The following is a 15,409-nucleotide window of genomic DNA, read 5'->3' on the forward strand; positions in this document are numbered from 1 at the left end:
ACGCTCTCAATCGGCCTGCTTGACCCAGTCGGCGAAACCTACCGAGCGCCGCGAGATATAGTCGCGGGGATCCTTTCCGATTTCGATGACAAGCGTCATGAATGTCTCGGTGTTGCAGGGCGTGTAGAAGCTCTCCAGCCGTGCCAGCGTGCTGAAGTTCACGCCGGTAAGCTGCGCGAACTGACGGTAGGTAAGACCACGCCGTGTCCTCTCGGCGCGCAGATCCTCGCCGAAGGCCTGCCAGTGCACCTGCATGAGAGTGATGTTCTTTTGCACGGAACGCGTCCGGCGCCCCGCCAGATTGCGTTTCATTGGAATGCTCGAGCCGTTCACCCACCACCCCATGGTGATTTCATAGGAGCATAATAAATTTCTGACGGTAGATTTTTAGGAAAGGAATCAAATACGTCAAAAACTATCTCATACATTACCTAAATGAGAAATACGTTTGCAATATATATTTTCTTTTACATAAATAAATTTATATTTCATATATAGAAAGAAAAGAGTTTACATTAAATGTTTTGTTTTACATAAAATGCTCACAGAAAAATATCTGAGTAGTGTATTTGAAATATACACAGATATTATTAACTTATGTAAAAATATGTTTGCTCTTGGAAACCTCGGTACCCCATGCCATAATTTGCGGGACTTTAGGTGTGAAAGTCGCACACACGCATTAAGCGTGTAAGAACCCATTTTGAGAATCGTGGATGGGCGCTTCTGCGCAGCAAGAGATTCTTGTCAATAGCCACGAGGATAATGGCGTGTGAGGTATCGATACGCCGTTCTCAGTCGCGTACAGGGCTGTGCCGTCGCATCATCCGGCCAAGGGTTCGCTAGGCGACCTTGCGGCGGGCCCAGAACCGGAAAGCCCTTCTGATCGTCGCAACGGTAAATGATCCCGAGCGAAGTCGAGATGGGCGGTATTATCCATGAGCTTGGGCCTATCGTAGGCGCTGTGGGCAAATAGACGCTTCAACCAGGGCCAGCGCTTGCGGGTCACCTCTAGGATGACCTGAGCGCAGGTAGGTGTTTGCTGAGGGAACGGGCTCTTCGTCACGATCTCCTGAAGCAAATCGACAGCAAATGCACGGGCGACTATCAGAAAAATGAGGGGCTCGGCATCGCCGAGCCCCTCGTAAGCTATACCGCTTTGGCGTTCCAGATTGGATCAGAAGCTGCGCGTAATACGCATGCCAGCAAGCCAGTTGCTGTAATTATCGCGAGGCTTGTCCTTATCATCATACCAGACACCGTTATCAAGCTTTCCGTGCGTATAAGCAACTTCGCCCGCGATCTTCAAGCCCTTGACGATCGTATAGGTCAGGTTGGCGCTGATGGTGTATTCCTTGAGGCCGAAATCGCCGCCATTGCCGAAGAGTCCGTCATACTTGGTATCGATGTAGCTACCGACCAACACGGCCTGCAACTGCGGCGTGATATGCCCGCCCAATTCACCGACGATCGACCAGCCCTTGCCACCATCGATATGGTTGACATTGTTGCTGAAATAATCGCTCTGCGCGATGAAGGTGTTGCCAGCGCCGAGATAGTCCAGGGCGCCATCGGCATACTGACCTTCAACAGCGAACCAGCCGTCGATTGCCGGGATCTTGATCGCAGCCGAACCGCCGGCCGCCCAACCATAGGTATTCTTCCTCGGCAGGAAGCCTTCGCCAGTGCGGAACTGATGGCCCGCAGCTTGAACAGCCACCGCACCCCAGTCGGCATCATAACGGAGTTGACCGACGATATCGGGGACCTGCTGGCCACCTGGAGCAACGGCACGAGACCAGCTATCGTCATAGACCCTATGATCGCGACCGTCTTCGATCGACAGCGTGGCGCTGAAGCCACCGCCGAACTGGGCGGTGTAGGCGAGCAGGTTAACGGTGTTGCCTTCGGCATAGTAGGCAGCCTCAAGCGTGTCGCCGTAGTCGTTATCGTAGAAGCCGAAGAACGAATGCGCGTAACCAGCCGTCAGGCCACCGAATTGGATGAACGCCTTATCGATCGAGAAGGAATTCCGGGAGCCGTCACCGCCGCCGCGGCCCTTGAGCTTGTTCGAGTCGGCATTGATCTGGAAATAAGAGCGCAGCAGGCCGTAATCGGTCTGCGTGCGGGCATCGAACCAGATGCGGCCCTGGGTGTCGAAGGCCGAGCGGTTGTCATTACGAGTGTAACCCGTTCCGCCGAAAGCGTAGTACTTCGCACGGACTTCGCCACCGATCTTGAGGCAGGTATCGCTGCCGGGGATGTAGAAGAAGCCGGGGCCGAAGGTCGAGCAGACCTTCACATACTCAACGGCTTCACCCTTGGTCATGGGCAGATCGGCGGCCTGGGCAGCGCCGATGGCGGCGATACCGGCAGCGGCGCCGAGAAGAAGAGACTTCATCGTCATTAGATGACCTCCAAGACAGTTATTTTTTGATCGAGAGCGCCGCTTGGTGGTGCTTCGACCGATTTGCGAGACCCCGATCACACGCAAAAATTGCAATCCGGACACGACCCGGAAGGGATCGTTGTCGTGATCTTGGTGCACTCCCCCTGGTTGCACAACAGGGTTTTGATGAGTCAAGTGTATGTATAATTGTTTTATAAAAGGCATGTCACCGAAAAGACACACCCAATATGTGAAATAGTAGAAAATATAATTTCGTATAAAATCTTGATGTGACTCATATATTCTGTACCTAATAAAACACATATACTTTTATCTGTATCAATTAATACATTTAAAAATTCTGTCATGCGGGAAAATAGTAGACATGATCGTCAATAGTGGCCATAAAAAACCCAGCTCGGCGCGACCCATATTGGATGCTGTCAAGCCATATCCAAGGACGTTCGCGGCGATATCGGTTGCTTTGATCGGACGCCGATGTGGAGCATCGGCTGTCCCGGGTGCGCGAGGCGCTCCGGGAGGAGCTTTCGACCGGATTTGGCACAATGGGATCGACCCTGAGCCAGGAAATGGAGGAATCGCCAGGGGCGAATCCCATTGACGAACCCCCAACGGCTACGGGAATCGGTGGCGGCTGGTCCGGGAAGTCCCGCGCGGCACGCGCGGAGACGCCCCTGGCCGGCATGACTGTGAGGGCTTCGAGCCTGGTTACGCCTCGTGCGCGCCTGAGGCTCCTGGTGCGGACGCGCGGACGAGGCGTATCCAGGCCCGGAGAGCTCCTACGGCGCTGGCGGGGATGTCGTCGTGGCGCGTCAAGTGCGGCGCTGGACGCCCGGCAGCACGCAGAGCATCTCGAAAAGGAGGTTGGCGGCGGTGATGGCCGTATTGCCGGCCGGGTCGTAGGGAGGCGAAACCTCCACGAGATCGCAGCCCACCAGATCGAGGCCCCAGCAGCCCCGGATGATCTCCAGCGCCTGGATGGTCGTGAGGCCGCCGATCTCGGGCGTGCCCGTGCCCGGGGCGATCGAGGGATCGAGGCTGTCGATGTCATAGGAGAGGTAGACCGGGCCGCCGCCAACCTGGGCCCGCACCTCCTCCATCAGCGGCGTCAGGGACCTGTGCCAGCACTCCTCCGCCTGCACGACGCGAAAGCCTTGCCGGCGTGGCCAGTCGAAGTCGTCGGCCGCATAGCCCGTGCCACGCAGGCCGATCTGGACGCAGCGGCGGGTGTCGAGCACGCCTGCCTCCACGGCGCGGCGAAAGGGCGTGCCGTGCGCGATCGGTTCCCCGAACATATGCTCGTTGATGTCGGCATGGGCGTCGACATGGATGAGGCCGACGGGACCGTATTTCTCGGCCATGGCCCGCAGGATGGGGAAGGAGAGTGTGTGGTCGCCGCCGAGAGTGAGCGGACGGCAGCCGTCGGCGACGATCCGGCGATAGGCATCGGTGATGATGTCCACGCATTTGGGCAGGTTGAAGGTGTCGATGGCGATGTCGCCGATATCCGCCACCTGCAGGCTGTCGAAGGGCGCGGCGCGCGTCGCCATGTTGTAGGGGCGGATCATGCAGGATTCGGTGCGGATCTGGCGCGGTCCGAATCGCGTTCCGGGCCGATTCGAGGTGCCGATATCCATGGGAATGCCGACGAAACAGGCGTCGAGCCCTTCCGTGCTGGCTTGGGTGGGCAGCCGCATCATCGTCGCCGGTCCGCCGAAACGCGGCATCTCATTGCCGCCGAGCGGTTGGTTGAAGGTCCTGGCCATGTCGCTCTCCCACTGATGCGGCGCAAGCCTAGATCGGAATGACGCGAGGTCCAATCGCGGATCACCATTGCAGCCGAAGTTCCCGAGCGAGGAAGGCGGGTGTGCGGGATCGGCGTTCATCCGATCCGGTGCGCGGATCCGGCTATCCCCATGGCCAGTCCTGCCTCCACCAGGGCGGCTACGCGCTGCATCGCGCCGGCTTTCGGCCAGGCCAGGTGAAAGCTCAATGTCGGTGCGTCGGGCAACGGCAGGATGCCGAGCTCAGTTTCGAGCGAGGCGATCGCGTCGCGCGGCAGCACGGTCAGATAGCCGTGCTCCATCACGAGGTTGAGAATGATCGGCAGCGCATCGACCTCCACCTGCTGGCGGCCGCCTTGCCCGGTCTGCGCCAGCAGGGGGTCGAGCACTTCGCGGATGCGCTGGCGCAGGCCGCTGCGCAGGCTCGGCACGGCGATGAAGTGCAGGTCCAGCAGCGACAGGAGTACCGCCGGGTTGGTGAATGCCGCCTTCGGGCCGGCAAGCACGAGTTCGGAGGAGAAGAGTTCCCGGCTCTCGAAGCGCCGGTGCCGCATGGCGGTATCCATCAAGGCAATGTCGAAGCGCCCGGCCCGAAGTCCGGCCATGAGGTCTTCGGCGGTTGTCGCGCTGACGAGCAGGTCGTAGGCGACTGCCTCACGCCGCCACTCCGCCACCAATCGCGCGAGACGGCTGGCGAGACGGCTTTCGTGGCCGATGGGGATGATGGTGCCGAGCCTTACGGTGCGCATGGTCCTGGCGAAGCGCCGCTTGGCAGGGACCGTAAGACCGGCCACCCCGTCGACAAGCTCGAGTGCGATTTCGTTGAGCCTGCGACCTTCCGCCGTTGCCTCACAACCGCTGCCTGTCCGCTCCAGAAGGCGGCAGCCCATCTGGGTTTCGAGCCGGGCCATCCGGCGGGACAGGTGCGGCTGACCGAGGCCAAGCGTCCCAGCGGCCCGGCGGATGCTGCCGCTGCTCACGACGACATTGAAGTGAGCAAGCGAGGCGATCGGGATGGCATGTCCTGCGGCCCAGCTTCGAGTCCCCTCGGGCGGTACCCGCGCGAGCGTGGCCAGCGCGTCGACGCTATCGAGGAGCCCTGACGAATTGCGCGCAAGGGTTTCGCCGGCCAGGGTCACGCCGAAGGAACCCTTGGCGTGCTGGGCCAGCGGCATGGCGAGGGCGCGCTCGAAACGCTCGAAGCCCTCGGCGACACTTGCGGGCGGCCGGCTGAGCAGACGGGAGGCACCCCTGATGGAGCCTTCCCGCAGGACCGTCAGCGCGATGACGAGGGTGGCGGTATCCATGAGAAGACGGCTCGACTGGAAATAGGCATATATTGTCCGGTATTTGGCATATCCCCGTGACCGGCTGCAGGCAATACGCTCCCAGAAGGAGACTGGCCTCCGGAGCCGGTTGTATCGGCGTTGGCCGTTGTCCGAATTTGGAGCTGCCGCACCCATCAGGCCAGGAGGTTCTGTCGATGGCGGATTTCGATCTTGTGCTCGCCGGTACGGTGGTCCTGCCGGACCGCGTCATCGACACCGGCTTCGTCGCCGTGGCGGACGGCAAGGTCGCGGCAGTGGGCGAAGGTTCGCCACCTGACGCGCGCGAGAGCCATCGCCTGCCCAAGGCGCTGATCCTGCCGGGAGCCATCGATGCGCAGGTGCACTCGCTTTCCCAGCGAGACCAGGAGGATTTTCACTGGTCCACGCGCTCGGCTGCCGCCGGCGGCGTGACCACCATCGTCGACATGCCCTATGACGAAGGTCATGTGGTCTCGTCGGGCCAGGCGGTGCGTGAGAAGGCGGCGCATGGCGAAGCCACGGCGCGCGTGGATTTCGCCCTTTATGGCACCGTTGATCCGGCCGAGGGCGCGCTGCGCATCGGCGAAATGGCAGAGGCCGGTGTCGCCGCCTTCAAGTTCTCGACCTTCGGGACCCACCCCACCCGCTTTCCCCGCATCCCGCCTGCGGCGCTGATGGATTGCTTTGCCGCAATTGCACCCCTGGGCCTTACAGCCGGGGTCCACAATGAGGACCATGAGACCGTCGACACCTATATGGCACGCACGAGAGCGGCCGGTATCAGCGACTGGCGCGCCCATGGCCTGTCACGTCCGCCTATCGCCGAACTCCTGGCCATGCACGCCATCTACGAGATCGGCGTCGCGACGGGCTGCCCGGCTCATGTCGTGCATTGCTCCCTCGCCCGCGGCTACGACATCGCCGCATCCTACCGCGCGCAGGGCTTCGCCGCTACCATCGAGGCCTGCATCCATTACCTGGTGCTGGATGAGGAGAACGACGTCCGCCGCCTCGGTGGCAAGGCGAAGATCAACCCGCCTGTCCGCTCGCGTGCCGAAGTGGAGGGGCTCTGGCGGCATGTGGCAGCGGGCAATGTCACCCTGGTCTCCACCGATCATGTGAGCTGGTCGGAGGATCGCAAGACCGATCCCGACATGCTCGCCAATGCCTCGGGCGTGCCGGGGCTGGAGGTCATGGTGCCCCTCTTCGTCGCCGGCGCGCTGAAGCGGGGCATTCCGCTGACGGCGGCCGCTCGCCTGATGGCAGAAAACCCGGCACGGCATTTCCGCGTTGCCGCCACGAAGGGAGCGCTGGCTCTCGGGCGCGACGCCGACATCACCGTCCTGACGCCCGAGCCCCGTGTCTATGATGCCGCCGCAAGCGGGCATAATGTCGTGGGGTGGAGTCCCTATAACGGCCTTGAACTCCCCTGGCGGATCAGCGGAACCTATCAACGAGGCCGGCTCGTCTTCGACGGCACCGACGTTCTGGCCGAACCCGGCAGCGGCCGCTTCGTCCGTCCGCTCCAGACCAAGGAATGACCATGCTCTCCCGCCCCATCATTTCCCTTGGCGAGGCGCCGCTAAGCCTGGACGACGTTGCCGCCATCGCCCGCCGCGAGGCCGGCGTCGCGCTTTCGCCCGCAGGCCGCGAGGCTGTCCTTCGCGCCCGCGCGGTGGTGGACCGCCTCGTGGAGCAGGCCATTCCAGCCTATGGCATCACCACCGGAGTCGGCAGCCAGAAGGACTTCGGCGTGAGCCGCGAGGCCATCGCCCGCTACAACAACATGATGATCACGGCGCACGCCACCCTGGCGCCGGGGACGAATGCCCCGCCCGAGGTGGTGCGTGCAGCTCTCGCGATCCAGCTCGCGCTTTTCGCCAGGGGGCGCTCCGGCGTACGGCTCGAACTGGTCGAGGCCCTGCTTGCCCGCCTGCAGGCGGATGACCTGCCTGCCGCAAGGCTCGGCTCATCGGTCGGCGCATCCGACATCGTGGCGATGAGTCAACTCGCCGTGCCCCTTCTCGGCAGGCCCGGCGTCGCACCCGGCGGCTCCGGTCCGACGCCTGTCGGCGCGCTCGCGGCGAAGGAAGCCATATCCCTCCTCAACTCCAACAGCCTCATGCTCGCGGAGGCCGCTCTGGCACTTGCGGAGATCCGCTCGCTCCTCGACGCGGCGACATTGGCCGCGGCGCTTTCGATGGAGGGATTTCGCGGCAATCTCAATTCATGGCGCGAGGAGGTCGATCTCGCGCGCGGCCAGCCCGGACAGATCCGCGTCGGCCGGGCATTGCGGGATGCACTTGCCGGAAGCAGGCTCTGGCAGGCGGGCGAGGCCCGCTTTCTCCAGGATCCCCTCAGCTTCCGCTGCGTTCCGCAGATCCATGGCGCGGCGGAGGCAGCCTTTGATTTCGCCCATGGCCTTTTCGAGGCGGAGTTGTCGGCCGCTTGCGACAATCCCATGATCGAGGCCGCCACGGGCGTCTTCCTTTCTCACGGCAACATGGAGACCAGCGCCTGCTGCCTCGGCATGGATACGCTGCGCCAGGGTCTCGCCAAGGTGATCGAGGCCTCCGGGCAGCGCATTCACAAGATCCAGTGGCCCGGCTTCACCGGCCTGCCGACGAGTCTCGCGGTCGAGCCCGGCGCCATCGGCGGTGTGCAGTTCCTGAACCTCGGCCATCTTGCCGGAGCGAATGTCGGCGCCGTGCGGCAGGCAGCCTTTCCGGCCCTGCTCAATTATTCCGGCCAGCTCGACGACGGCGTCGAGGATGTCGCGGGAAACGCGCCGCAATCGGTGGCCGAGACGGTGCGCTGCCTCGTGCCGGCCTGGAACGTCGTTACCCTCGAAATCGCCTGCGCCGTCTGGGCCATCCATCGCCGCGAGGTGCCGACAGGTGGCCTCGGACGGGGCTTGCAACCGCTCGCCAGTGAAATCCTGGCGCTGCTGCCCATCGGCCGGGAGGGCGAGACGATCTTCGATCTTGGACCTCTGGTCGAGGCGGTGAAGGCGGCCGCCGGCGTTCCGCGCGGGGAGAAGCATCATGGCTGACCAGAGCTTTCGCGGCACCCTGGAGCGCCTTGCGGGCTGGGGCGACTTGCATACCGTCGGGCGCGAGGTCGATGCCCGCTTCGAACTCGGCGCGGTTATGAGCCTGCGCCGGCATGACAGCCCCCTGCTCTTCGCCAATGTGGCGGGGCACTCCATGAAGGTAGCCGGGAACCTGATGAATTCGCGCGAGCGTATCGCGCGTCTCCTCGATACGGACCGGCAGGGCCTGCCCGGCCGCATTCTGGACGCCCTGAAGCGGCAGATCCCGCCTGTGCTGGCGACCAATTCGCCGGTGCGGGAGGTCGTACGCCACGAACCCCTCGATCTCGGAGAGCTGTTGCCGGTCCCGACATGGTTCGAGCACGAGACCGGGCCCTACATAACCGCCGGCGTCATCGTCGCCCGTGACCCCGAGACCGGCCGGCGGAACGTCTCGATAGCCCGGTTGCGGCTTGACGGTGGCGGGCGAGTGATGGTGGGGATCGCCAAGAACCATCATCTCAACATGTTGGCCGAGAAGGCCCGAAGCCTTGGCCAGCGCCTGCCGATCGCCGTCGCCATCGGCAATCATCCCGCCGTTCTCATCGGCTCGCAGATGTATCTCGGCCTGGGCGACGACGAGTATGATGTCGTGGGCGGCCTTCTGGGGGAGCCGTTGCAGCTCGCGCGCTGTCTCACCGTGCCGCTGGAAGTGCCGGCCGGAGCCGAAATCGTGCTGGAGGGCTTCATCGATGCCGGCGACTTCGTGCCCGAGGGGGCGGTATCCGAGTTCCACGGCTTCTATGTCGGCTATGGGCCGGGCACCGGCGGCAGCATCGGCTGCGTCACCCATCGGCGGGATGCTATCTACCAGGCCATCCTGCCCGGCTATGCCCCGGAGCATTGCCTGCTCGGGGCCATCGCCATCGAAGCGGTATGCTGCGAGGCGCTGAAGCGGGTCATTCCGGCCGTACGGCGCGTCGTCGTCACCGATGGCGGCATGGGACGCCTGCATGCAGTCATCGCCATGCATCGCCCGCGGCTCGGGGAGGGCAAGCGCGCGGCGATTCTCGCCATGGGGCAGATCAACCTCTTCAAGCTGGTGACCGTCGTCGAGGACGACGTGGACCCGGAAGATCCCGTACAGGTCGAGTGGTCGCTGGCAGCCCGGTTCCGGGGCGACGAGGATCTCGTCGTGCTGCCGGGTATGAAGGCGGATCGCTGCGATCCCGTGCATGAAAACCTCACCGTGACCAAGATCGGCATGATCGCCACCACGCGGCCCGGTGACGGCGAGCGGGAAGGCCGCTCGGAATTCGCGCGCGCGCCGGCCGATGTGATGGCCCGCGTGCGCGGCGCATTGGCGGAGTATTGAAAGATGGCATCGCCGGGAGAGCGTCATGAGCCGGCCTAACCGCCTGATCGTCGGCGTCAGCGGGGCCTCGGGGTTCGACTACGGGGTGCGCATCCTCGAAATGCTGCGAGGCGAGGGCATCGAGACGCATCTCGTCGTCTCGCGGGCGGCCATGACGGCGATGACGCATGAGAGCGACATGACGCTGGCCGGCATGAAGGCTCTCGCCGATCATGCCTATGACAACCGCGATATTGCCGCTCCCATCGCCAGCGGTTCCTTCCGCACCGGTGGAATGATCATTGCGCCCTGTTCGGCCAAGAGCCTCGCGGAGGTCGCGATGGGTACCGGCGGTACCCTGATCGCCCGCGCCGCCGATGTCGTGCTGAAGGAGCGCCGCCGCCTGGTGGTGCTGTTTCGCGAGACCCCGCTGCATCTGGGCCACTGCCACAACATGCTGCGCCTGACCGAGATGGGTGGCATCGTCATGCCGCCTGTGCCCGCCTTCTACCCCAGGCCGAAAACCCTCGACGAGATGGTGACCCACACCGCCGCCAGGGTGCTCGACCTCTTCGACCTGGAAATCCCCATGGACGGGCGCTGGAAGGGAGGCTGAGCCATGCATGAAGACCGCCTCTGGCAGGACCTCATGGCCCTGGCCGAAATTACCGATCCGGCGCGGCCTTATACGCGGCGCTGTTTCACTGATCGCTTTCTCGAAGGCCGCCGCTGGCTGGAGCAGAGGTTCACGCAAGCGGGCCTGGCGACGCGGCTGGACGAGGGCGGTAATCTCATCGGGCGCCTGGAAGGCCGCGAGCCCGGGCTGAAGGCGCTGGTGATCGGCTCGCATTCCGATACGGTGCCTTCGGGCGGACGCTTCGACGGGCCGCTCGGCGTTCTGGCCGGCCTGGAAGTGGTTCGCCTCCTGCGCGACGACGCAATCGCGTTGCGCCATCCCCTGGAGATCATCGACTTCCTGTCGGAGGAGCCGAGCGACTATGGGCCTTCCTGCATCGGCAGCCGCGCCATGACCGGTTTCCTCGATGCCGGCATGCTGGAGCTTCGCAATCCCTCCGGAGAACCGCTTGCGGCGGCGATGGTGCGCATGGGCGCACGACCCGAACGGCTGACGGCACCGCTTCGCTACGATATCGCTGCGTTCCTGGAACTTCACATCGAGCAGGCACTCGTTCTCGAACAGGGTGGTGTCGATATCGGGCTCGTCACCGGTATCGTCGGAATTGCACGGGTGGAAATCGAGTTCACCGGCTCGGCCGACCACGCAGGCACCACGCCGTTCCACCTCCGCCGTGATGCCCTGGTGGCGGCGGCCGACCTGGTGATGCGGGTCCGGCGGCTGGGCGAGCAGTTCGCGCGTACGCGCAACGGCTATTTCATCGCCACGGTCGGCCGTATCGAGGTGCACCCCAATGCCTCCAACGTCGTGCCGGGATCGGCGCGGCTCGTGGTGGAGGCCCGGGCCGAACACGCCGCGCATCTCGACGCCTTTCTCGACGCACTCTCCGGGGCCAGCCTTGCCGCTGCCTCCGGGGCGAGGGTGGAGCGAACCGCCTTCAAGGGGATTTCGCGCTCCGAGCCGTCGCCCTGCAGCGAGCGCCTGCGCGCGCACCTCGCTGAAGCTGCGACGAGCCTGTCGCTGAAGACCGTCTCCCTTGCGAGCGGCGCAGGCCATGATGCCGGCTTCATGGGCCGGATCGCGCCGATGGCGATGATCTTCGTGCCCAGTCGGGAAGGAAAGAGCCACTGCCCCGAGGAGTGGACCGACCCGCCGCAATGCGCGGCGGGCGCCCGCGTGCTCCGCGCGGCGGTACAGCGGATCGACGTAGACCCGGCCTTCGGGTGACAGATTCAAGATCAAACTATTGAAAATAAAAGAATACTGCGATTCCGGTCGAACCGAGTGAGCATCGGACGCGTTAGCCTGCCGCCAGTTCCTTCACGGCCTTCAGGTCCCTGACGAAATCGCCATAGGCTGCTTCGCGTGCCTGCTCGTCCGGAAGGCGCAGCAGATAGGATGGATGGACGGTGACGAAACCCGCCCTCTCGCCGAATTGGATAGGCCCGCGATTGCGCCCGATGGGCATTGCCTTGCCGGCCAGCGCCTGCAGGGCGGTCGCGCCGAGGGCGACGGTGAGGCGCGGATGCACGAAGTCCAGTTCCCTTTCGAGCCACCAGCGATAGTGCTTGATCTCGCCTGTCGTCGGCGATCGATGCAGGCGCTTCTTGCCGAGAAGCTCATATTTGAAATGTTTCACGGCGTTGGTGAGATAGGTCTTCCGGCGGTCGATGCCGGCTTCCTTCAGCGCACGGTCGAGCAACTGCCCCGCCGGGCCGACGAAGGGGCGGCCCTGCAGATCTTCCTGGTCGCCCGGCTGCTCGCCGACGAAGGCGATGGAAGCGCCGGCCGGCCCCTCGCCCAATACGGCCTGCGTCGCGCCCGGCACGAGCGGCTCGGATGCCGTGATGATGCGATTGAGCTCCTCGAGCGAATGCGGCTCCTGGTCCGCCATGGCGGCGACGGCCTTGCTCGGATTGCGCTTCAAGGGCATGGCAGCCTCCTTCTCCAGCATCTCCCTAACGCGCGTGGGGGCCAGACGGATCAATTCCGGGATCGCGCTGGTCTCCGGCAGGTTGTGCCAGTATTTCTTCGGCATCTCCGAGCGCATCAGGCCGGGATTGACCCGAGCCGGATTGAAGGTGCTCTTGTAATAGCTCCGCCAGCCCATTTCGAAGGAGTCGGCGGCAGGAACGTCTTCCCGCCTGCCGGGCGGCCCGATCGTCAAGATCTCCCGGTTCCAGTGCAGCGATCCGACGGGCGTCAGGATCGACCACACCAGGGAGCGAAAGCGATCCACGAAGAAACCCGCCACCGCTTCGAGAATGAAATGGTCCGGCTCGAACCAGGCGGCGAAGCGCTCACCCGCCCCATCCTCCTCGATACGCCGGAAGCGCAGGAAGGCGTGCATCTTGTGGACGTCGCGCCCCACTGCCTTGCGCATGCGCGCGAGACGATGGACGAGCGGATCGCTGGGCAGGTCCATGAGCATGCGCTCGCCATGCAGCACCCGCCAGATCAGCGTGTAGAGCAGCGCGTGGCGTTCGGGATCGCGATGGCACAGGACCATATCGATCCACTCGCCCAATGCCCGCGGCAGCGCGACCGCCGGGGCCTCTGCGCTTTCGGTGGTTCCGAAGAGGTCGCCGGCCGTGCCGGTGGTCCAGCTCACCTGCTGGGGCGCGACATCGCCCGCTACCAGACCGCGCACTGCGCGGCGAAAGCCGTCGAGATCCGCACCTTCCCTCAGAACGACGAGCCGGCCCTTCATCCGAACAGGCTCAACTGGCGGGGCGGTGCGACGATGGGACGGAGGTCGAGCTGGTCCGCCAGCCGCAGGGGGCGGTAGTCTTCCGCGATCAGGAAGGGCCGCAGCCGCTTCAGTCCGGCCGTGAGCCGGCCGACGTCGGCGAGCCGCAGGCGGGTGTGGCGCCGCGCGGCGATGATGCGGTCGACGGCCTGAGCTCCCAGACCCGGCACGCGCAGCAGCATCTCGCGCTCGGCCAGATTGACGTCCACCGGGAAGCGTTCGCGATGCTTCAGCGCCCAGGCCAGCTTGGGATCGATGTCGAGCGGCAACATGCCTCCTTCGCCGCCTTCGGCGATCTCCTCCACGGTGAAACCGTAGAAGCGCAGCAGCCAGTCGGCCTGGTAAAGCCGGTTCTCTCTTTGGAGAGGTGGAGGCTTAGCCGGCAAAATGGAACTTGCCTCTGAAATGGGGCTGAAGGCCGAATAGTAGACCCGGCGCATTTCATACCGTTTGTAGAGCGTCGCGGTGGTGGCCAGCACGGCTTCGTCCGTCGTCTCGTCGGCGCCGACGATCATCTGCGTGCTCTGGCCGGCCGGGGCGAAATGGCGTTTCTCCTCGCGGGCCTCGGCGATGCGTTCGTGCATTTGCCCCATGGCGGCAGTGATGGTGGCGTCATCTTTCTCCGGCGCCAGCCGTTTCAGGCTAGCCCGTGAGGGCAGTTCCACATTGATGGAAAGGCGGTCCGCCCAAAGGCCCGCCTGTTCGACCAGCCAGGGGCTCGCTTCCGGGATTGCCTTGAGATGGATATAGCCGGCGAAGCCGTGGTCCCGGCGCAGGCGCTTTGCCACGAGCATCAGCAGTTCCATCGTGTGGTCGGGCGAACGGATGATTCCGGAAGAGAGGAACAGGCCCTCGATATAATTGCGCTTGTAGAATTCGAGCGTCAGCGTCACCACCTCGTCCATCCCGAAGCGGGCGCGCGCTACGTTGGAGGAGCGCCGGTTGATGCAATAGGCGCAGTCGAACAGGCAGTAATTGGTAAGCAGTATCTTCAGGAGCGAGATGCAGCGCCCATCCGGGGTGTAGGCGTGGCAGATGCCGCCGCCCGTGCTGGAGGCGAGCCCGTCCTTCCCCGCCACGCGCTTCGGCGCGCCTGCGGAGGCACAGGAGACATCGTATTTGGCGGCATCGGCGAGGATGCGCAGCTTGGCGGCGAGTTTTTCATCCATGAAGGAGTCTCCGGCAAGATCGCAGATGTTCATGTTATGTTCTTATTGTCGTCTTTGCAACCCCGCGAGCGCGACACCCTGTCCGCGCACCCGGGAACCAGCTATTCTCCGGAGCGTTGATCCTCGTTACCCGGAGCAGGATGCGTCATGGCGAGGCCGAGAGCCAACTGGAAGGGCGTTCTCAAGGTTGGCGAGCTTGTCGCAGGCGTGGCGCTCTATACGGCGGCAAGCACGTCAGAGCGGGTCGCCTTTCATACGCTCAATCGCAAGACGGGCCATCGCGTGCATCGGCAGTTCGTGGACTCCGAGACCGGCAAGCCCGTCGAGCGCGAGGACCAGGTGAAGGGGTATGAGACGCCGCAGGGCGAGGTCGTCATGTTGGAGCCGGAGGAGATCGCGGAGGCGGTTCCCGAGAGCGACAAGACGCTGTCGATCGAGGGTTTCGTGCCGCTGGAGGCCATCGACACCGTCTATTTCGACCGGCCCTATTATCTCGCGCCGAGCGATGATGCATCGGCAGAGGCCTTCGATCTCCTGTGTGACGGCATGCGCGGCGCGAAGGTGGCCGCGTTGGCGCAGACCGTGCTGTTCAGGCGGCTGCGCAGCGTGCTGATACGCCCCCAGGACAAGGGAATGATCGCGACGACCCTCAATTTCGACTATGAGGTGCGTTCCGAAGAGGAGGCTTTTGCCGATATTCCCAGGCTCAAGCTGGACAAGGAGATGCTCGATCTCGCCGGCCACATCATCGGGACCAAGAGCGGCCGCTTCGATCCCTCCGGCTTCGACGACCGCTATGAGGCGGCGCTTGCCGAGCTGGTGAAGGCGAAGATCGAGGGCCGTAGGATCAAGCCCCGGCCACACAGGCGCGAAGCCAAGGTCGTGAGTCTGCTGGAAGCCCTGCGAGAGAGCGCGAAGGCCGGCAGAGAGAGCAAGCCGGCAAGGAAGCGGGCGTAGGAGAACAGGCT

12 protein-coding genes are annotated in these 15,409 nt (G+C 63.9%); 6 read left to right on the forward strand and 6 right to left on the reverse strand.

What is annotated here, in order from left to right; translation table 11 throughout:
* Positions 1–6: 6 nt before the first annotated feature.
* The 4 genes from AC6H34_RS10780 to AC6H34_RS10795 all read right to left on the reverse strand — a co-directional run bounded on the left by AC6H34_RS10780 (position 7) and on the right by AC6H34_RS10795 (position 5,501).
* The gene (locus tag AC6H34_RS10780; RefSeq protein ID WP_497538811.1) at positions 7–312 is read right to left on the reverse strand and encodes a helix-turn-helix domain-containing protein; all 306 of its coding nucleotides are present in this window, start codon (positions 310–312) and stop codon (positions 7–9) included.
* A gap of 865 nt (positions 313–1,177) precedes the next feature.
* The gene (locus AC6H34_RS10785) at positions 1,178–2,548 is read right to left on the reverse strand and encodes a porin (RefSeq protein WP_497538812.1); all 1,371 of its coding nucleotides are present in this window, start codon (positions 2,546–2,548) and stop codon (positions 1,178–1,180) included.
* Positions 2,549–3,222: 674 nt separating this feature from the next.
* Positions 3,223–4,176 carry an agmatinase gene (gene speB, locus AC6H34_RS10790; RefSeq protein ID WP_448149994.1) on the reverse strand — a complete coding sequence of 318 codons (954 nt, stop codon included), beginning with the start codon at positions 4,174–4,176 and terminating at the stop codon, positions 3,223–3,225.
* A gap of 116 nt (positions 4,177–4,292) precedes the next feature.
* Complete coding sequence (locus AC6H34_RS10795; RefSeq protein ID WP_497538813.1) at positions 4,293–5,501, reverse strand: LysR family transcriptional regulator; 1,209 nt, start codon at positions 5,499–5,501, stop codon at positions 4,293–4,295.
* Between the two features lie 176 nt (positions 5,502–5,677).
* Between AC6H34_RS10795 and ertD the strand changes: the two genes are divergently transcribed.
* The 5 genes from ertD to ertE are packed head-to-tail and all read left to right on the forward strand — an operon-like array spanning position 5,678 to position 11,750.
* Complete coding sequence (gene ertD, locus AC6H34_RS10800) at positions 5,678–7,042, forward strand: hydantoin-5-propionate amidohydrolase (protein WP_497538814.1); 1,365 nt, start codon at positions 5,678–5,680, stop codon at positions 7,040–7,042.
* Positions 7,043–7,044: 2 nt separating this feature from the next.
* Complete coding sequence (locus tag AC6H34_RS10805) at positions 7,045–8,553, forward strand: aromatic amino acid lyase (RefSeq protein ID WP_497538815.1); 1,509 nt, start codon at positions 7,045–7,047, stop codon at positions 8,551–8,553.
* Positions 8,546–9,907, forward strand: a complete 1,362-nt coding sequence (locus tag AC6H34_RS10810) for a UbiD family decarboxylase (protein ID WP_497538816.1) — start codon at positions 8,546–8,548, stop codon at positions 9,905–9,907. Before AC6H34_RS10805 ends, AC6H34_RS10810 begins: the two co-directional genes overlap by 8 nt.
* A gap of 25 nt (positions 9,908–9,932) precedes the next feature.
* Complete coding sequence (locus AC6H34_RS10815; RefSeq protein ID WP_497538817.1) at positions 9,933–10,502, forward strand: UbiX family flavin prenyltransferase; 570 nt, start codon at positions 9,933–9,935, stop codon at positions 10,500–10,502.
* A 3-nt stretch (positions 10,503–10,505) separates the two neighbouring features.
* Entirely contained in the window at positions 10,506–11,750 is a 1,245-nt protein-coding gene (ertE, locus tag AC6H34_RS10820) for an N-carbamyl-l-glutamate amidohydrolase ErtE (protein WP_497538818.1), read from the forward strand.
* A 73-nt stretch (positions 11,751–11,823) separates the two neighbouring features.
* Here the strand turns inward: ertE and AC6H34_RS10825 are convergent, their stop codons facing one another.
* On the reverse strand, positions 11,824–13,233 hold the full coding sequence (locus tag AC6H34_RS10825) for a UdgX family uracil-DNA binding protein (RefSeq protein WP_497538819.1): 1,410 nt from the start codon (positions 13,231–13,233) through the stop codon (positions 11,824–11,826).
* Positions 13,230–14,441 carry a putative DNA modification/repair radical SAM protein gene (locus AC6H34_RS10830; RefSeq protein ID WP_497538820.1) on the reverse strand — a complete coding sequence of 404 codons (1,212 nt, stop codon included), beginning with the start codon at positions 14,439–14,441 and terminating at the stop codon, positions 13,230–13,232. The genes AC6H34_RS10825 and AC6H34_RS10830 overlap by 4 nt, the downstream gene beginning before the upstream one ends.
* Before the next feature lie 147 nt (positions 14,442–14,588).
* Here AC6H34_RS10830 and ku point away from each other — a divergent pair, with 147 nt between their 5' ends.
* Positions 14,589–15,398: a non-homologous end joining protein Ku gene (gene ku, locus AC6H34_RS10835; protein ID WP_497538821.1), complete on the forward strand. Its 810-nt coding sequence runs from the start codon at positions 14,589–14,591 to the stop codon at positions 15,396–15,398.
* Positions 15,399–15,409: the final 11 nt, after the last annotated feature.

It is taken from the genome of Labrys sp. ALF-8 (assembly GCF_059699065.1).

Excerpts from the sequence above, each read along its gene's own strand:
- AC6H34_RS10780 (WP_497538811.1), bottom strand. The coding sequence starts at position 312 with ATGAAACGCAATCTGGCGGGGCGCCGGACGCGTTCCGTGCAAAAGAAC.
- speB (WP_448149994.1), bottom strand. The coding sequence starts at position 4,176 with ATGGCCAGGACCTTCAACCAACCGCTCGGCGGCAATGAGATGCCGCGT.
- AC6H34_RS10795 (WP_497538813.1), bottom strand. The coding sequence starts at position 5,501 with ATGGATACCGCCACCCTCGTCATCGCGCTGACGGTCCTGCGGGAAGGC.
- ertD (WP_497538814.1), top strand. The coding sequence starts at position 5,678 with ATGGCGGATTTCGATCTTGTGCTCGCCGGTACGGTGGTCCTGCCGGAC.
- AC6H34_RS10805 (WP_497538815.1), top strand. The coding sequence starts at position 7,045 with ATGCTCTCCCGCCCCATCATTTCCCTTGGCGAGGCGCCGCTAAGCCTG.
- AC6H34_RS10810 (WP_497538816.1), top strand. The coding sequence starts at position 8,546 with ATGGCTGACCAGAGCTTTCGCGGCACCCTGGAGCGCCTTGCGGGCTGG.
- AC6H34_RS10815 (WP_497538817.1), top strand. The coding sequence starts at position 9,933 with ATGAGCCGGCCTAACCGCCTGATCGTCGGCGTCAGCGGGGCCTCGGGG.
- ertE (WP_497538818.1), top strand. The coding sequence starts at position 10,506 with ATGCATGAAGACCGCCTCTGGCAGGACCTCATGGCCCTGGCCGAAATT.
- AC6H34_RS10825 (WP_497538819.1), bottom strand. The coding sequence starts at position 13,233 with ATGAAGGGCCGGCTCGTCGTTCTGAGGGAAGGTGCGGATCTCGACGGC.
- AC6H34_RS10830 (WP_497538820.1), bottom strand. The coding sequence starts at position 14,441 with ATGGATGAAAAACTCGCCGCCAAGCTGCGCATCCTCGCCGATGCCGCC.
- ku (WP_497538821.1), top strand. The coding sequence starts at position 14,589 with ATGGCGAGGCCGAGAGCCAACTGGAAGGGCGTTCTCAAGGTTGGCGAG.